Source organism: Rubrobacter tropicus, from assembly GCF_011492945.1.
Classification (GTDB): Bacteria; Actinomycetota; Rubrobacteria; order Rubrobacterales; family Rubrobacteraceae; genus Rubrobacter_D; species Rubrobacter_D tropicus.
On sequence record NZ_CP045119.1, the window covers coordinates 1822027 to 1838579 of the forward strand.

Here is a 16553-nt window from a genome sequence, read left to right on the forward strand (position 1 = left end):
ACCGAAGGGAGACCTAAATGAAGCTCGAAGGCAAGAGAGTCGCCGTCCTGCTGGCGGAGGGTTTCGAAGATCTCGAATACTGGGTTACGGTGATGCGGCTCCAGGAAGAAGGGGCGGAGGTCGTCACCGTCGGTCCTGACAAAGAGCCGGTCTCGGGCAAGAACGCCCTGGAGGCTCAGGCCGACGCGACCGCTGACGAGGTGGACGCGGAAGGCCTCGATGGGGTAGTCGTGCCGGGCGGGTGGGCGCCGGACAAGCTCAGGCGGTACTCGGGGATCACGGATCTCGTCAAGACCGTCCACGGGAGGGGCAAGACCGTCGGCATCATCTGCCACGGGGGCCTCGTCGCGATCTCCGCCGGCATCGTGGAAGGCTCGCGGGCCACCGGCTCCCTCGGCATAAAGGACGACCTCGTCAACGCGGGCGCCACCTGGGTCGACGAGGCGGCCTTCAAGGACGGCAACCTCGTCTGGGGCCGGGTCGTCGCGGACATACCCGACTTCAACCGCGAGCTAGTCGCCGCGCTGGCCGAGGGCTGAGCGTTTCGGAAGTAACGGCGGGGCGGCCGCAAGCAGGCCAGAGAAGCTGAGAGCTCACGGCACACCAGTAGGTAAACCAATGGAGGCCGTGGACGCGGTGCGAGTAGGAGGCACGGGTTCGAACCCCTCTGGGCACCCTACTGAATTGTCCGGTTATGTAAAACACGAGCCATTGCCCATGCGCTAGGGTTACTCGATACCACTACCGTACCATCGAGAGATAGGGAACCTAATGGGGATTTCAAGGCGCGAGAAGTGGAAAGAGCCGAAGAAGAGCCCTGCCTTTCTAGTGTATGGGGCTGATGAAGAGGTCAAAGCAATATTCGAGCGTAGGCGCATGGAGCGCGGGCCGTCGGAAGAGTCGGAGGCTCTGACGCAATCCAGCTTTATCGAGCCAGCCAAAGAACTAATATTCGACAAGGAGAATGACCGTCCAGTTTTCCATCCGGTTCTTCCAATGTTCAACACAGAAACAGCTGAACTTGAGCTCTCCGCAGCACTCACTATATCTTTGGGAGAAGACGACTCTGAAGAGTTGAGGGAATGGGTCAAGCTCGTTCTTGCCCTCGCGGTGATCCACGACGTTCCGGTCTATCCCGATACTGAGGAGCTAGCGTCGGAGCTAGCGTCATATCATGAGGAGATGCTTGTAGTAGGTTTCAGGACCCAAGACGAATCCGGTAAAGACGTATTTGTGCGGTTCAACAAGCTGGCGGGAACAAGCGTCGGCACCCTTGACCATCTCGAAGCTATCAGAGCTACAGAACTACAATCACCAGCTGAGATTCAGTTGATCAAGCGGGCCTTGCTTACAGAGCTGCAGAAAAGGGAAGAGGCTGGGCGCCTCTTAGCGTCACTTAGACTTGCAATCGCAGAGTTGGAAGGCCTTTTGGATGAAACAGTGCGCAACGAGAACGCTCTTCAACGTTGCTTAACTCAGAATCCCATCTTGTTCGGCACTGACTACAGGCGTGTCATCCCGAAGCATCGGTTGGGCGACGAATACGAGATGGATTATGCCCTTGAAAGGGTTTCTGGTCTGTTTGACTTAGTAGAAATCGAAGCTAGTACACACCTACTGTTCACCCAAAGTGGTGATCCACGCAAAGAACTAGTACATGCCGAGCAGCAGGTGCTCGACTGGATCGATTGGGTCGAACGGAATGGCGGGTACGCACAAGACCGTCTGCCTGGATTAATACGGCCGTTCGGCTACGTAATCATCGGCAGAACTCCCAATTTGGATGAAGGGGATCGAGACCGTCTGCGCAGGCGGAACAGCATCTTTCGTGGTGCTTTCCAGATTCTTACCTACGACGACTTGCTGGATAGAGCGGGAACGCTGCTAAAAATGCTTGAAGGTAGGCTGTTCGACCCTGGATCAACTAAGACCAATTAATCGTTACGTCAGGACAGCGCTGCTTTCAAGGGCATCCATGGTATCGTCTCCCAGATCATCCGTTACGAGGGTGGATATTCATCATCTGAGAAATCGTGGCATGAGCCACGCACCGCCTACCCTAGGCTCCTAGTGCGTCCTCCATCGCGCTGGCTGCTGCGTCCCCCAGCCCCGGTATCACGTGGCTGTGGATGTCCAGCGTCATGGCTATGGAGGAGTGCCCGAGCATCTCGCTCACTATGTGCTAACTACCTTAAGGTCGCCCGTGGCTCCTTTTCCTCTATCTCGTAGGGTGCGCATTGCAGAAGTTGCTCTTAGCTGGGGCCGACATCAACAGCAAGGTAGTATTTCCCGATCGCCGCTCTGGTAAATGGCAAATCTTCTGTGGTCTCCAATTCGCCGCTGGCGCGGCGCACTTGAAGGGTTATATCGTACTCATTCTGTTCGAGAAGCCTGCCGTACTGTTCTTGATTCAGTATCCTGGCGTACACTGTCACGGTCGCACCCGGTCTTACCCTAACCTGATAGTTATCGATAGCATTGCCGTCCACTGTGCGTAACTCATATTTCCCAACTGCATGCTGAGCGTCTGGACCGGGTAACCACAAATAGAAATCACCCCGTGCGAGAACATCAGCTACTTTTTGGGAGCTATTGGAAAGCTTAACGGCAATCGCTGGAATGGATGGTGGGGCAGGTTCAGGGGTGACGTGATCTATTATTTGGAACAAGCCTGCGACCACTGCGCCCGCTCCCACAATGGTAGCCGCAACGATCTTGGCGATATTCTTAGTTCTTGTAGATACCGCGCCTAATCGCTCTCTCCAGTTTACCCGCTGCGGAAGTGGTCTCCCGCGGTGGTCAACGAGTTGCGAATCGCGTTCCTCGTCGGAATCAGGTGTAGGTGGTGACTGAGCCATGTCCCCTCGTGGCAAACTCTCACATAAACATATAACTCGCTATCGTACGGATACAATCCGTACAATCCGTGTCCACTGGTCTTATCCGCAACCGTGCGAAGCTGCTAATGAATGGCAGTTCAGGGTGTGAGGGAAGTTCCGGCAAGCGCCAGAAGTTCTTATGAGGTCAGCGCATACAAGCGGCTCCTCGCGCTCGAGCGCCAGACGGTCCTTGCATATCGTGTTGGGCCGCGGCGTGCTCCCGAGGGTTGCTGCTTGTTACCAATCTTGGTTTGACCCCAACCTGGCACGGGAAACTAGAAAGTGACTACCGACGTTGAGGAGGGCTCATTTCTTCGACGAGCAGAGACTCGGAAAGAACTATCTCCGACAAACGCTGATAACCACAGCTCCGAAGACGCAACATCTCCCTGCGATTCTTCGTGAATTTCTGTTTACCATCTCCAATAAGGTCGTAGGGTTGACAGCGGCATTACTCCCCGAGCGCCTCCTCCATGGCCTCTGCTGCCACCTCCTGCATCCCCGGAATCACGTGGCCTCGTGACCCCGCCCTCGCCGTTCGCCCGGCGCCGCCTGGCCACCTAGACCAGCCCCCTCTCGCGGGCGTAGGCCCTCTGCTCGTCGGTGAATCGGTCGTTGCGGAGCAGGGGGTCCCTCTCCAGGTTGCGCTTGAGCTCGCCGTGGAGACGCGTGTCGTGGCCGGGTTTGAAGCGCCCTCCACGGGTGGTATGGCCGCAGCCACACAGGCAGCTGCGGCCGGTACCCAGCGGGGCGCCCGTGGGCTGCTCCTGTGGCGTCCCTGCCGCCTCCTGGCCTCGTCCTCGACCGTCGCTGGCCTCCGAGGTATCGGCGGGCCCGCCCCTCCTCCCCGACGTCGCATCTACCTTCAGAATGTCTACCTTCAGAATGTAGATCTGTAGTATGCACGCCCCTACCTTCGTTTTCCATGGCGAGGGAAGCGCTGGTGCGGGGGTTCGGGGAGACGGTACGGCGGCTCCGGCTGGAACGAGATTACTCTCAGGAGCGTTTCGCCGAACTGTGCGGCCTGCACCGCACCTACATCGGCAGCATAGAGAGGGGCGAGAAGGTCGTTACCATCGTGACCGCCGACAAGCTGGCGCGGGCGCTCGGGATCAGCTTGACGGGGCTGTTCGCGGAATTGGAGCGGGAGCAACCTTAGGGTATGCTGCTTAAGGACTCCTGCGTGCCTCCTGCCGCTCCAGCCAGGCGAAGAGGTGCTGAGGATAGGACCGAGGGAGAGAAAACTACTGCTCGGCATTGCGCGGCAGATTGCGTCTCTCTCCTAGCTAGGCGCGATCTGCTGACCCAAAGCTGTAGGGCGATTCCTCGACAGCGTCGGCGGACAGTGGGAGGGGACAGCCACGGAGTTGTTGCAAGTTGGAGTCTGGTACTGAGGTCCAAAAAGACCCATGGAAGGGGCTAGCCCATGCTGAAGTGACCCATCTTGTGCCTTCCCTTACCTCGCAGGTCCCGTGCTGTTAGCATAGTGTGCAGGGGAAAAACCGCTTGAGGGAGGACAAGGGCCTTGGCGAACAGGTACTGCAGCAATTGTGGACAGGAGTTGAACGAAGACAGCCGATTCTGTCCTAACTGCGGACGCCCCGTACACGAAACGGCGCATGTACCCACCCCCGAGGCCGACGTTCCGGTCCCGCCCCCGCCGGTGACCCAGCGGTTTGACACTGCCACCCAGGATGCCTCTCAAGAGCGGACCAGCGGCGGCTCCGACCGCGTGCGTGGCGCGTGGGGTTGGTTCTTGGCGCGTCCGGTCCGGACCAAGGTTTTGTTGGGGTTCGCGGTGCTCGTCGTGGCGCTCATATTGAGTCCGTTGTGGGAAGTGGTGGCCAGGCTCGCGCTCCTCGTAAGCGTTGTCGCACTCATCTGGTGCCTGTTGCGCCGGAGACCGGCAAGCACGTGGGGCATAGCGGTGATCGCGGCTTTCGTATCCATGTACGCGTTCGGCGGCGTGTCGAACGCCCTCTACAGCGAAACGTCCGGACAGACGAAGCCCACCGGTGCCGCGTCTTCCGACCAGGCCAACGCCGACCGGCCGAAACGGGAGGCCGAGGAAGCCCCCCGAGAGGTAAGGAGCACCGAAGAGGGGGCCGAACAGAAGGACCCAGAGGACCGGGGCGCAGGCGCGACGGGTTCCGAGGAGGAGGGCGCCTCAGAGAGCGAAAAGCCCGAAAGCAACCCCGGCACCGAACCCGCCACAAAGCCGAGCGCCGACGGGGAGGGGGACGCTCCGTCCGGGCAGGCTCCCCAGGTCAAGAGCCCGCCGCCCACGGCGGAAGAGCAGCTGTACGCGAAGATCGCTGGCGTGTTCTTGCTCGAGGGTAAGCCCGCAAAGGAAATGGCGGAGCACGTGAAGGGCCGGGAGTTCAGGCCTTCCCAGGCCGACGGGCTGAAGCAGGTGGACATCACCCCAGAATCCCAGGGCTGCCGATACGTAAACGTGGAGTTCTACGAGCAAGCGGCGGAGTTCATGGAATTCAACATGGAGGAGGTCTACGCGAGCGTCTACAAGAACGAAGAACTCTCCCAAAGCGTGTGCAACGTGCAGGTCAGCGCCTTCCAGGAACTGCAAAATGACTACGGCCAGACGTTCAGCAGGAGGGTCTACGTGACCTCCATGGACAAGACGACCGCGAACAAGGTCGGCGACTGGTTGATGGTCGAGCAGCCCGCGATATGGACGGTCAACAAGATGCACCCCGTGGTGGAGGCAGAACTTGCCCAGAACGCGGTCGAGCACGCCGCCGATTGCGCCGAGGACGAGGGCATCTTCGACATGCAGCCGTTGGATTGCCCCTGAGCGGCGCGAGACGCTTGAGCGGTGCTCGCACCCAAGCAATCCTTACGTAGGTTCGTTGAACCAGGGAGCAAACAAAAAACGCGAGGCGAAGCTCAGAGAGCGCTGCGAGGTGCTGGCGGGCGTATTGGTAAGTGTGGGCGGCCTTTACCACAACGAGTCCACGACCAAGGACCAGAAAGCGTACCTCGAGACCATGATCGGGGCGGCGCTTTGGTACTTGCCCGTCCCTAAAGAGTGTTGGACCGGGAAGATATCCCTTGAGGCCATAAGAGCCCACCACCCGGATTCTGGGGTCCAAAGGCCGAAGCTGACGGCCGACCACGAGTACCCGAGGAAGATAGCGGCGGGTGAGCTGCTCGGGAGGCACGCGGGGGAGAGGGCGAAACTCTCGGACGAACTACTGCCGCTTTACGTGGGCAAGTACGGCAGGTTCAACTACGTCACGCCTCAGGAGAACAGGTCGCTGATGCCGCACCAGAGACGAAGCGCGTTCGTCGATCCCGCCACCGCCTACCTGGCGGCGGGCATCACGCTCGTCGCGGTAACGGAAGGCGAGCTATCGCAGATCAAGAAAAGAAATGCGGCCGCGATAGCACGAGTGCTCCAGCGACTCTAGCCCTAGCCCCTGCGTACCGACGACCGCCTCAAGGCCCGCGTTCGTTTATGCTGTGGCATGAGTCCGGCGGGAGCGAAGGAGGGTCCGGTGGCGAAGGAACGCAAGCCGACGGGAACCTGTTGGTGCGGGTGCGGGCAAGAAACGGGGTCCGGGCGGTTCTTCGCTCCCGGCCACGACCGGCGGGCGGAGGCTACGCTAATACGCCTGGAGTACGGGGACGTGGCGGGGTTCTTAGAGGCGCACGGCTACGGACCCGGAGGAAGGAACCTGGCGGAAGCGGCGAATAATCAAGGGCGCTAGGCGGGCTCGTACCATGCTCGCAGCCGCGAGGGACAGCCCAGGGACGCCAAGGCGGACGAACTGGGGAGAGCGCAACGGATGGCCCTGAGGACGATCGTGATCGGCTGGCGGGGGCCGCACACGCCGGAGGAGGTGGGCTTCTCCGATCTCGAGAAAGGCCTGTACTTCCTCGCCGGGCGCAGGAGGTACGAGAGGCAAGACCAAATCCAGTACTTCGGCATCACCGAGGGGCCATACCGCAGGCGCCTAAACCGCTGGCACCACGCCTTGGGCCAGGTCACAAAGAACCCGACGGTGTGGCTGGGCCAGGTGGAGTACCCGCGCCGGTTCGACCGGAGGCACCTCGAGCTCGCCGAGGGATGCCTGATCTACTTCTAGGGGCCGAACATCAACCGTAAGAAGCTCGTCACGCCTCCGGAGCCGGTGTGCCTGATCTCGAGGTGGCTCAGGCCCGACGGGGAGGCCCGCAAGAACCGCCGAGCGATCTACAGGGAGCTCCCCGACGTGGTGTGGTGGGACGGCGCGTACTGGAGGACCGGCAACCTGAAGCCGCCGTACCCGGACTACTAGCGTCGGCCGCGAGCACGGGTTGTGTCCAGTGAGCGAAGTGATGGAGCCGGGGGCAGGGGTGTCCACCTGGTTCAAAGCGACTCTCGTGGAGATGACCGAGAGGAACTAGTGTCTGGGGCCCCGTAGGGCCCTAAGACAAGATGCCTTGAGCTTTCCTACTGAAGTTCGCAAGCTCACCCTTGGCTTTCGTGACGCTGGCGAATTTCTCGAGCGATCTCGGGCATCAAGCGCGTCGCGCTGCTGGGCGGACGCTGCCGGTCGCTGCGTCCCCTCTCCAGCACTTGGAGCTTCATAACGGCACGGTCGAGGGGGGCCGAGACGCTGCCGAATACGTCGGAAGTGCCCTTCCCGATCGCTACGACGAAGGCGGGCGGAGCTGGTGGAACTGGTCATTTGTGTGGGCTTGCCAGCTGCGACGGAACATGGACATCGTCGGCTCGGCGTCGGAACGCCACTTGAGCAGGTTCAGGTACGCGATCGAGTCGAGGTCCATGTCGGCCCTCGAGATGATGGGACGGACGTAGTTCCGCACTATGTCCCACGCCGACATGATACGAGTGAGGTCTTCCGTGAGGGCCTCGAACGACGTGAGAAGGGAGTCCGGTCCTGCAGATTGCAGGTTCCTCAGTGCCCGTATATGCGCTTCCTCGAGGGCATTGTGGGGCACGGCGCCTTTTCCTGGATTTTTGCCCATGAACAGGACGCCTCCAAGCCGATACGAAGGACCCACGAAGCCCGGCTGCGGCAGCTCGTCCCCGGAGCCGGGCCGTTGCGCCAAGCGCTCGGCGTCCCGCCCGAACAGCCGGTGCGGGTCGGTTCGAAGGATGGCTTGCCACAGGCGGGACAGCTCTGTACGGTCGATCATCTATCCTCCCTAGTTCTCCTCAGACGCTGCCGTCCGCCGACCGTTGGGGACCTGCGCCGCTGCCGCAACCGGCGTCGGCTACCCGAAACAAGTGCCGCAGCGCGTCCAAGTTATCCCGCGTTCGGTCGCCCACGCCTTCAGGGGTGCGCTCGTGGGGGAGCACACCTTGCGTTTGTCCGTCAGGCTGACGTCCGGGTCGGAGTAGTCCGCTATGTGCATGCAGCCGCTCTCGTGGAGGACGGCCGCCTTTTGCGTCTTGAGGTTCAGCACGAAGCCACGGGGGTTGCGCCGAAGCCACCCTATGTAGTCGTTGTGGGTGTCCCGGTACTCATCGTCATGGAACTCGCGTACGGCAGTCGCGCTCTCCGTCACAGCCCGCGCTCCTCTCTAGCCGAAGGGCCAAGATACTTTGCCATAGGATACCTTGGTGCGGTGTCTCACGGGTTCGCCCTTCTCAATAGCAATCGCGCCAGCCCCGTTGACCACACCAGCTTGCACACAAGCCGTAGCGGAGGCGCCCGCCGGGGCTTCGTCAGGGGGCCGTCGGGGACGTGTTCGGCCGCTTCGCGACCTCTCTTTACTCGGTCTGGGGCCGGGTCGTTGCAGACATACCAGACTTCAATCGCGAACTCGTAGCCGCGCTAGCCGAGGACTGAAGGGGCTACGGACCGGTCGAAATAGCTGACCGCTGGCGGCCGAAAGCTGACAGCGCGGCCCAAAGGGCCGCTAAACCGTCGGTTCCGGCAGCGGGTCGTAGACCGGCAGGGGGCCCCCTGCGTCCCTGAGGACGTAGCCGTCGAACATGCGCTTGACGACGTCGGGCTGTTGGGCGGCGAGGTCTTCGTACATCTCCGGGTCGGCCTCCACGTCGTAGAGCTTGGCATCGGTGCCGTCGTGGCGGCAGAACATCACGTAGCGGTCGTCAGTGGTCCAGACGTGGTCGTGGTAGCCGGAGGTGAAGTGGGATCGGTCGTCGTCCGGGTCGTCGTCCGGCATGACCGAGAGGTCTTGGCCGGTCATCTGCTCGGGGGCATCTATGCCTAGGTAGCCGAGGACGGTCGAGGCGACGTCGTGGGTCGAGGCTATGTAGTCGCTGGTCTGGCCCGCGCCCTTGCCGTCGGGGTGGCGGATAAAGAACGGGACGTCGGTCATCTCGGGCCACAAGATGTAGGCCGGCTTGCCGGTGTATCCGTGCTCCCCGAGGCCGATCCCGTGGTCGGAGAGCAGGAGGAGCAGGGTGTTCTCGAAGAGGTTCAGCTCCTCCATCTTGTCCATCAACCGCCCGAGCCAGCGGTCCGTCATCGTGATCTCGGCCGAGTACCTGGCCCGCATCCGTTCGAGTTCCCTGTCCGTCAGGTAGTCGCTCGGGCCGTAGATCACGGAGAACGGCTCTTTTAGATCGTACGGCTCGTCGTCGTACATCTTCAGGTACTCCTCGGGGGGGTCCCAGGGCTCGTGCGGGTCGTAGGAGTCGACGGTAAGGAAGAAGGGGGAGCCGGTTCCGCTCACGGCCTCCAGCATCTCAGAGGCGCGGGAGAAGACCTGCGGGGCGAACCAGTCCTCCTCCGTCTGCCTGGCGGCGACGTTCGAGAAGTACTGCTTCATCTGGCCCGTCATCGCGGGGACGTTGCCCTTCATGAGGGCCTGGTCGACCTTCTCCGGCGGGTACGTCCAGTTGGGCATGTAGTTGTCCGTGGTCTGCCCCCGGATAAAGTCGAAGGCGTCGAAGCCGCGGTGCATGTTGTAGGCGGACTTGAACTGGTGCATGTTGTCCGTGACGAAGAAGGTGCCGTAGCCGTTCGCCCGCATCACCTCGGCGAGGGTCGTCTGCTCGCGGGGGATCGGCTGCCAGCCCTGGAGGATGATGTCCTCGCCCATCGGCGGGTCCCAGTCCGTGAAGGGCCACGTCCGCGTGCCGGTGTGGATCGCCCTGCGGGCGTTGATGGTCGGCATGGACTCTGGATGGGCCCGAGTAAAGATCAGGCTGTCCTTCGCCAGGGAGTCCAGGTTCGGCGTCCGCACGGCGCGCTCGCCCCCGTAGACGCCTATGTGGTCTTTCCTCAACGAGTCGATGATGACCAGCACCACGTTGGTTCCCTCGCGGTTGGGCGGCGTCGTGCCGGGGAGGCCCGGGACGCGCTCCGCAAGGTCGCACCCGGCGGCGCCGAGCAGCGCGGCGCCGGCCATTCCGGTACCGGTAAGCTTCAAGAAGTCTCTGCGGCTGAGGGTGCGTACTGAGGGCTTTCTCACGGTCAGAGAGGGTACTATGCCGCACGTGCGCCTACAAGGTGTTCCATATCCGGGTGATTCTTTCCACGGGCGGGACGCGCGGGACTGCTAAAATTTGCCGTATGAGAAGCGTCGTGTCAATCGGGGCCGGGATGCTCGTGGCCTTCGTGTTCATCCTGCTGATCCTGTTCGGAATCCTGGCCCCGTGCTCTCCTGGCTCTTCCAGATAGAACCCTCCGCCTCCGCGGTAACGACCTTCGCCCCGTGTTGCTCGTGATCTGCGGCATCGGCTTCTACTTCGGCGGGATGGCGTCAGCCTACAAGGCGCCGGCCCGGCGTCTGCTACACGGTACCCTCGTGGCCCCCGCCGCGTTCCTGCTCTCCCCGGCCATCAACCTCGTCCGGGGCGATGCGCTGTTCCCCGGTCTGGACAGCGTCGGAAAGGCGCTCCTGGCCGCGGCCTTCCTGGCCGCCTCGGTAGTGGCCGCCTACATAGGCGCCAGGCGCGGCCAGACTCTCTACAACCACAACGAACGCGTGATGCGCCTGATGCGCCGCTCCAGAGAACGCAACGCCACGAAGTAACGGTCAGCACGCTCCGCCCTATGGGCTCCGCCTTCAGCACGCATCGGCCCGCTTCGCAGTCCTCGCTCTCAGCCCGCTCCGGCTTCGCCTCCGCTCTCAGCTTTCAGCCGCGCGGAGCCTGACCGGGCGGCGCCACAAGCGACGGTTCGGGTGTCGCCTGGCGTGACGCCCACAGACGACTTAGCTGAAAGCCCGCGAAGCGGGCGTGCCGAGAGCGGAAGCCGAAGGCTGAAGCGGGCTGACGAGGCGCGAAGCGCCGGGCTGACAAGCGGAGCCCGCAAGGGCGGAGCGGGCTATCTCGCCTGCACTCCGAGCGTCAGGCGTCCCTGGGCGTCCATGCGGGCGTTTGGTTGGCGTTCGGTCCGGGGGACTTCTTCGGGGTCGTCGCCCGTGCCCGCCAGGTATACCCTCGGTTCGGGGACGCCCTCTGAGGGGTCGGAGACGTAGCGGCGCCAGGCCACGTCGCCCCAGAGGAGGGTGAGGGTCGGCTTTCCTGTCGTTCCGCCGTCCAGGTCGGCGTGCACGCGGGGCAGGCCGAAGGAGCGGGAGATCGAGGCGACCACCCGGGCGTGCTCGCTCTCGTTGAAGAGCGCGAGCCCTTCCCGGAGCCTTCGACCGGGCTCCGAGAGAAGCCGCAGGCTCTCGGTGGCCCTGTCGAGCTCCTCCGCGTTGCGCTTCGCCTCCTCTTCGGCCCGCGCGAGGCGCGCCTCGAGGTCTTCTATCCTCTCCTCGGCGAGAATCCTCTCCGCGTCGACTTCCTCCGTCCTGCCAGCCGGTTCGCCTTCGGGGTCTCCGGAACCATTCTGCGCGTGGTCGGCGGGAGGGGGTTCGGCGCGCGATGGCTCCGGCGCGGCGTCCGGTGGTGGCTCGGGAGTTTCTCCCGTCTCCTGGAGGGCCTCTTCCAGCTCCTCTATGCGGTCTTCCTTCGCGGAGATCTCGGCCCGCAGATGGTCGACCGCAAGTTCGTGGTCCTTTTCGAGGGCCGCCTTCTCCGCGAGACGGGATGCCTCCAGCTCCTTCATGCGGGCTCCGTAGACGCGTCTCTCGGTCTCAAGCCGGAGGCCGGCCTCGTGGAGCCGCTCTTCGAGGGCCCAGGTCTCGGACCTCCTGCGTTCGTCTTCGCCGGCGAGCTTCTCCTCGTAGTCGCGGCGGAGGGCCGAGATCTCCTCGGCGTGGCGGGCCCTTAGCGCCCGGTTGTCCGCCTCGCGCTGGGCCCGAAGGGCCTCGACGCGGCGCTCGGCGGCCTCCCGGGTCTCGGCGAGCCTCGTCGCCTGCGAGCGGCGGAGCTCCTTCTCCCGGCTCTCCGCCAACGCCTTTACCTCTTTGCGCTCTTCCTTGCGCGCCTCGTCGGCCTGGAGCTTGCGCGAGTCGAGCTCGGCCCGGAGCGACTCTATCTCCGTCTGCTGGGTCTCGACGACCGCCTGGTAGTCCCTCTGCAGTTCCAGCTCCCGCCCGGCCGCGGCGCTCTTGAGCGCCTTGAGGGCCGCCTCGTGGCGTTCCTCGTGGGCCGCCCGCTCCTCTGAGATCCTGCGTTCTATCTCCTCGTCCCGGGAGTTCTCTAGCTCCTCGATCCGCCCGCGGTCCTCCCTGCGGGCGGCTTCCAGTTCGGCCTCGTGGCGCTCCTCCTGCTCCCGATACTTCGTCCTGAGTTCTTCTTCCCAGATCTCCGAGTCGGTCCTTAGCGCCTCGATCTCGGCCTTGTGGAGGTCCTGCAAGGCCGCCCGCTCCCTGGCGAACTCTTCTTTCAAGGCCTCGACGCGGGTCTCGGAGGCCGCTGCCTCGACGTCGGCGCGGCGTTGTTCCTCCAGGGCGCGCCGTACGTTGGCGACCTCGTTTATGTGCGCGTTGCTCATGCGGAGTTGCTCGTCGGAGTGACGGCGTTTGAGGTCGGAGATCTCGGCCCGCAACTCCTCCGCCTCGCGCCCCGCGTCGGCGCGCCCGCCCACCTGTTCCTGGGCCACCCTGAGCGCGGCGGTCGCCGCGTCGAGGTCCCGCCGCAGGCCCGCCACCTCTTCCTCCAGGCTCTCTATGAGGGCGCCCGCGGCCTCCAGGCTCGACGCCAACCCGGCCGTCTGGTCCTCCGGCCCTTCTCTCACGCCTCCCCCTCCCGCGGGCACCACTCCGTCATCGCCTCATCCTCGGGTTCTCGCTCGACTCAAAGGTTAATGGTCTACGGGGTCCAGGTAAAGGGGCCCGGTGGAGCGACCTACCGGCCGTCGGCGCGGCAGGCGGGGCAGAGGCCCTCGATGACGACGGCGGCGCGCGTCACCTCGTACGGGGTCGCCCCCCTGACCCGGTCTTCCAGGTCGCCAAGGTCGACGCCCGGGACTTCCGAGACCGCGCCGCAATCCGTACAGCGGATGTCGAGATGAGGCTGGACGTTCAGGTCGTAGCGGGTCGGGGACTCGGCCCAGTGCTTGGCGCCTATCACCCCGATCTCCTCCAGGACCGAGAGGGCCTGGTAGACGGTCCCCAACGCCACGCGCGGGTTCTTCTTCTTGACCAAAAGGTAGACGTCTTCGGCCGAGGGGTGCCCCCGGCTCTCGCCGAGCGCCTCCAACACCGCCTTGCGCTGCGAGGTCAGGGTGTAGCCTGACCTGCGAAACCGCTCGCGTATGTCCCTCTCCAGCGTGGCGCCCATCTCCGCGTCTTTCCCTCCGGTGACCAGTAATCGTTCCTATTCGCGAGTCTATCACAAGGCCAATCGCCGACCGCGTTGTACCATAACGGCCAGTGTCCGCGATCTTCGACTTCCTGGTCAACCTCTGGCGCTTCGCGCGCAACACCCTCGTGGGCCTGCTCGGGCGCGCCCCCGGCTTCGTCTGGATCGAGGTGGGCGGGACTCTGCCCGAGTTCGAGACGCCCGTCGGTTTTGTCAGGAAGCGGCTGACGCGCGGGCCGTCTCCCCTTACCCTCCAGTCGCTCCGGGAGAGGCTGGCCAGGATCTCCGCCGACGGCAGGCCCCGCGGCGTCGTGCTCCGTCTTCGGGACGTCGAAGCCGGGTGGGCCTCCCTCGAAGAGGCGAGGGAGGAGTTGCTCGAGTTTCGGAGTGGGGGAGGCCGGGTGGTCGCGTACCTCTCGGATCCCGTCGACACGCGCTCCTACTACCTGGCGACCGCCGCTGATGAGATACTGGCTGCGCCGCTCGTTACCGTGGGCGTTACGGGCGTACGGACCAGGGTCAGCTTCTTCAAAGACGCACTTGAGCGGCTCGGTATCGGAGCCGAGGTCGTCGCCGTCTCGCCCTACAAGTCCGCCGGCGAGACCTTCACCCGAAACGACTTCTCTGCCGAGGCCCGCGAGCAGGCCCAACGCCTCCTCGACGGCCGTTACGAAGAGTTGGTTCGCGCCGTTGCCGGGGCGAGGGGCCTGACCCCGGCGGAGGCGCGCGAGAAGATCGACCGCGCCCCGTACGGTGCCGAAGAGGCGGTCGCTGCCCGTCTCGTAGACGGCGTCTGCTACGAGGACGAGCTGGCGGCACGGCTCGCGGGAAACGGAGACAGGGTACGCCTCGCGGAGTGGGGGGCGGCAAGGAAGTCGCTAAAGGCTCCGTACCGGAGGCGGTCGCGGCGTCGGGTCGGGATGGTGCAGGTTTCCGGGACGATCATGCGCGGCAGGAGCCGGAAGGTGCCGATCCCACTGCCTTTCCTGGGAGGGGAGCGGGCCGGAAGCGAATCCGTCGTGGCGGCGCTCAGGGGGGCGGAGGGGAACGGGCGCGTCGCGGCCGTGATTTTGCACGTCGAGTCGCCCGGTGGGGATGCTTTGGCGTCTGATCTGATCTGGCGCGAGGTCCAGAGAATCTCTGCCAGGAAGCCGGTCGTCGTCCTGATGGGCAACGTCGCGGCCTCGGGAGGCTACTACGTCTCGGCCCCGGCGGCGCACGTCGTCTCCCGCCGCACCACGGTCACAGGCTCCATCGGGGTCATCACGATCCGGCCCTACGCAGACCGCCTCTACGAGAAGCTCGGGGTCAACCCGGTAGGCCTCGAGAGGGGCGGCGGGCCGGGCTCATGGACCCAAGCCGGCGTCCCACGCAGGACGAGTTGGCGGTGCTCGAAGGCCAGATCGGGCGCATCTACGACGAGTTCAAGGCCAGGGTGTCGAGCGGCCGGAACCTGCCCGACCTCGAAGGCCTCGTCGGCGGCAGGGTCTGGAGCGGCGCCGAGGCGCTCGAGCGCGGCCTCGTCGACGATGTCGGCGGTTTCCGGGGGGCGTTTCGGAAGGCCTGCGAGCTCGGCGGCATCGAGGAGGGGAAGACGGACGTCCTGGCGCGAATCCCAGTCCCGCGTTCGGGCCGGCCCGCGCCCAAGAATCCCGCCGACGTTCTCGGGGAGGTCGTGGAGACGCTGCGGCGGGAGGTCCTCGAGTTCTCCGGCGGGGTGTGGGCGATGGGGCCGTACAGGATCTCCGATGACTGATAGCATCTTGCGGTCGGAGACCTGTGGGAGAGAGATCTGAGCGTGGCCTCGAAGAAGGGCGTGGATCGGCGGGCGATGGGCGTCCTGTCGGCGGGACACCTCTTTACGGACCTGAACCAGGGCGCCGTCGCGGCCTTGCTGCCGTTCCTGATCTCCGAGCGCGGCATCTCCCTGGCGGCGGCGGGCGCGCTCGTCTTCGCCGCCACCGTGAGCTCCTCGCTCGTCCAGCCACTCTTCGGGATCTTCTCGGACAGGAGACCCATCCCGGCGCTCATGCCGCTAGGCGTACTCCTTGCGGGGGTCGGCATGGCGCTCGTCGGGGTGGCGCCCAACTACGCCCTGATCTTCGCCTCCGTCGTCCTGAGCGGCGTCGGGGTCGCTGCCTTCCACCCGGAGGCCGCCCGCTTCGCCAACTACGTCTCGGGTTCCCGCAGGGCGCGAGGCATGAGCTTCTTCTCCGTCGGCGGCAACGCCGGCTTCGCTCTCGGTCCCGTAGTCGCCACCCCGCTCGTCCTCGTCTTCGGCCTCCCCGGCGCGCTTTTTCTCGCCGCCCCGGCCGCGATCATGGCCGGCGTCATGTTCTTCGAGACGCCCCGCATGCTGCGCCTGGCGCCCGAGGCCGCGGAGGGTGGGGAGAAGAAGGCCGGGACGGAGGCCGCGCCGGAGAACTGGGGGCCGTTCGCCGTCATGATCGCGGTGGTCGCCGTCCGCTCCTTCGTCTACTTTGGGCTGGTCGCCTTCGTCGCCTCCTACTACGAGCGCGTGCTCGGGGCCTCCCCGGCCCTCGGGAACGTGGCCCTCACGGTCATGCTCGCTTCGGGGGCCGTCGGAACGCTGCTCATGGGACCGCTCGCCGACAGGTTCGGACGGAAGGCCGTGCTTGCTCTGTCGATGCTGGTGCTCCCGCCGTTAGTGCTCGCCTTTGTTTTCGCCGGTCCTTACGCGGGCATGGCTTTGCTCGCGCTCGTGGGCGCGGCGACGGTCGGGACTTTCGGGGTTACGGTGGTAATGGGGCAGGAGTATTTGCCCGGGCGCATCGGGCTGGCCGCCGGGATCACGATGGGCCTCTCCATCGGGCTCGGCGGGATCGGCGCGCCCCTGCTCGGCCTCCTCGCCGACGCGGGTGGCCTGAGGGCGGCCATGCTCGCCATCGCGGCCCTCCCCGTTCTCGGCCTCGTCCTCGCCCTTACCCTGCCGGCGAAGACCGGCCATCCCGGCGGCGCCTGAGCGCCGCTTCGGTCTCGTTTTCGTGTAACCGAACACCGTCGACCCCACC

Annotated in this window: 16 protein-coding genes and 1 pseudogene; 11 read left to right on the plus strand and 6 right to left on the minus strand. The window is 64.5% G+C overall.

What is annotated here, in order from left to right; all coding sequences use genetic code 11:
• Positions 1–17: 17 nt before the first annotated feature.
• Both GBA63_RS09010 and GBA63_RS09015 read left to right on the plus strand, forming a co-directional pair.
• Positions 18–539: a type 1 glutamine amidotransferase domain-containing protein gene (locus tag GBA63_RS09010; protein ID WP_166175392.1), complete on the plus strand. Its 522-nt coding sequence runs from the start codon at positions 18–20 to the stop codon at positions 537–539.
• A gap of 232 nt (positions 540–771) precedes the next feature.
• Entirely contained in the window at positions 772–1938 is a 1167-nt protein-coding gene (locus GBA63_RS09015) for a Shedu anti-phage system protein SduA domain-containing protein (RefSeq protein ID WP_166175394.1), read from the plus strand.
• A 314-nt stretch (positions 1939–2252) separates the two neighbouring features.
• Here GBA63_RS09015 and GBA63_RS09020 read toward each other — a convergent pair whose 3' ends face one another.
• Complete coding sequence (locus GBA63_RS09020) at positions 2253–2681, minus strand: hypothetical protein (protein ID WP_166175396.1); 429 nt, start codon at positions 2679–2681, stop codon at positions 2253–2255.
• Positions 2682–3822: 1141 nt separating this feature from the next.
• Between GBA63_RS09020 and GBA63_RS09025 the strand changes: the two genes are divergently transcribed.
• From GBA63_RS09025 to GBA63_RS09045, 5 genes are all read left to right on the plus strand, one after another.
• Positions 3823–4038, plus strand: coding sequence for a helix-turn-helix domain-containing protein (locus GBA63_RS09025; protein ID WP_228282386.1), 216 nt, complete (start codon positions 3823–3825; stop codon positions 4036–4038).
• 366 nt (positions 4039–4404) lie between these two features.
• The gene (locus tag GBA63_RS09030; RefSeq protein WP_166175400.1) at positions 4405–5694 is read left to right on the plus strand and encodes a zinc-ribbon domain-containing protein; all 1290 of its coding nucleotides are present in this window, start codon (positions 4405–4407) and stop codon (positions 5692–5694) included.
• Between the two features lie 55 nt (positions 5695–5749).
• Positions 5750–6310: a hypothetical protein gene (locus GBA63_RS09035; protein WP_166175402.1), complete on the plus strand. Its 561-nt coding sequence runs from the start codon at positions 5750–5752 to the stop codon at positions 6308–6310.
• Positions 6311–6688: 378 nt separating this feature from the next.
• Positions 6689–6988 carry a hypothetical protein gene (locus GBA63_RS09040; protein WP_166175404.1) on the plus strand — a complete coding sequence of 100 codons (300 nt, stop codon included), beginning with the start codon at positions 6689–6691 and terminating at the stop codon, positions 6986–6988.
• 45 nt (positions 6989–7033) lie between these two features.
• Entirely contained in the window at positions 7034–7180 is a 147-nt protein-coding gene (locus GBA63_RS09045; RefSeq protein ID WP_166175406.1) for a hypothetical protein, read from the plus strand.
• Positions 7181–7535: 355 nt separating this feature from the next.
• Here the strand turns inward: GBA63_RS09045 and GBA63_RS09050 are convergent, their stop codons facing one another.
• The 3 genes from GBA63_RS09050 to GBA63_RS09060 all read right to left on the minus strand — a co-directional run bounded on the left by GBA63_RS09050 (position 7536) and on the right by GBA63_RS09060 (position 10295).
• Positions 7536–8045, minus strand: coding sequence for a hypothetical protein (locus GBA63_RS09050; protein ID WP_166175408.1), 510 nt, complete (start codon positions 8043–8045; stop codon positions 7536–7538).
• A gap of 78 nt (positions 8046–8123) precedes the next feature.
• Positions 8124–8417, minus strand: a complete 294-nt coding sequence (locus tag GBA63_RS09055; RefSeq protein ID WP_166175410.1) for a hypothetical protein — start codon at positions 8415–8417, stop codon at positions 8124–8126.
• A 354-nt stretch (positions 8418–8771) separates the two neighbouring features.
• Positions 8772–10295, minus strand: a complete 1524-nt coding sequence (locus tag GBA63_RS09060) for a sulfatase (protein WP_207957166.1) — start codon at positions 10293–10295, stop codon at positions 8772–8774.
• 243 nt (positions 10296–10538) lie between these two features.
• On the opposite strand from GBA63_RS09060, the gene GBA63_RS09065 reads away from it, so the two are divergent.
• The gene (locus GBA63_RS09065; RefSeq protein ID WP_166175414.1) at positions 10539–10859 is read left to right on the plus strand and encodes a hypothetical protein; all 321 of its coding nucleotides are present in this window, start codon (positions 10539–10541) and stop codon (positions 10857–10859) included.
• Positions 10860–11152: 293 nt separating this feature from the next.
• Here the strand turns inward: GBA63_RS09065 and GBA63_RS09070 are convergent, their stop codons facing one another.
• Both GBA63_RS09070 and GBA63_RS09075 read right to left on the minus strand, forming a co-directional pair.
• Positions 11153–12955 carry a coiled-coil domain-containing protein gene (locus GBA63_RS09070; RefSeq protein WP_166175416.1) on the minus strand — a complete coding sequence of 601 codons (1803 nt, stop codon included), beginning with the start codon at positions 12953–12955 and terminating at the stop codon, positions 11153–11155.
• A 110-nt stretch (positions 12956–13065) separates the two neighbouring features.
• Positions 13066–13500 carry a Fur family transcriptional regulator gene (locus GBA63_RS09075; protein ID WP_166175418.1) on the minus strand — a complete coding sequence of 145 codons (435 nt, stop codon included), beginning with the start codon at positions 13498–13500 and terminating at the stop codon, positions 13066–13068.
• Positions 13501–13832: 332 nt separating this feature from the next.
• Here GBA63_RS09075 and GBA63_RS24310 point away from each other — a divergent pair.
• The 3 genes and pseudogenes from GBA63_RS24310 to GBA63_RS09085 form a co-directional block, all read left to right on the plus strand.
• Positions 13833–14843, plus strand: a pseudogene (locus GBA63_RS24310) (S49 family peptidase); the annotation flags it as partial.
• Between the two features lie 26 nt (positions 14844–14869).
• Positions 14870–15277 carry a S49 family peptidase gene (locus GBA63_RS24315; protein WP_407690836.1) on the plus strand — a complete coding sequence of 136 codons (408 nt, stop codon included), beginning with the start codon at positions 14870–14872 and terminating at the stop codon, positions 15275–15277.
• 42 nt (positions 15278–15319) lie between these two features.
• Entirely contained in the window at positions 15320–16504 is a 1185-nt protein-coding gene (locus GBA63_RS09085) for an MFS transporter (RefSeq protein WP_166175422.1), read from the plus strand.
• Positions 16505–16553: the final 49 nt, after the last annotated feature.

What these genes read in the sequence shown, in the direction of transcription:
- GBA63_RS09050 (WP_166175408.1), bottom strand. Translation starts at nt 8,045, where the DNA reads ATGATCGACCGTACAGAGCTGTCCCGCCTGTGGCAAGCCATCCTTCGA.
- GBA63_RS09010 (WP_166175392.1), top strand. Translation starts at nt 18, where the DNA reads ATGAAGCTCGAAGGCAAGAGAGTCGCCGTCCTGCTGGCGGAGGGTTTC.
- GBA63_RS09075 (WP_166175418.1), bottom strand. Translation starts at nt 13,500, where the DNA reads ATGGGCGCCACGCTGGAGAGGGACATACGCGAGCGGTTTCGCAGGTCA.
- GBA63_RS09040 (WP_166175404.1), top strand. Translation starts at nt 6,689, where the DNA reads ATGGCCCTGAGGACGATCGTGATCGGCTGGCGGGGGCCGCACACGCCG.
- GBA63_RS09015 (WP_166175394.1), top strand. Translation starts at nt 772, where the DNA reads ATGGGGATTTCAAGGCGCGAGAAGTGGAAAGAGCCGAAGAAGAGCCCT.
- GBA63_RS24315 (WP_407690836.1), top strand. Translation starts at nt 14,870, where the DNA reads ATGGACCCAAGCCGGCGTCCCACGCAGGACGAGTTGGCGGTGCTCGAA.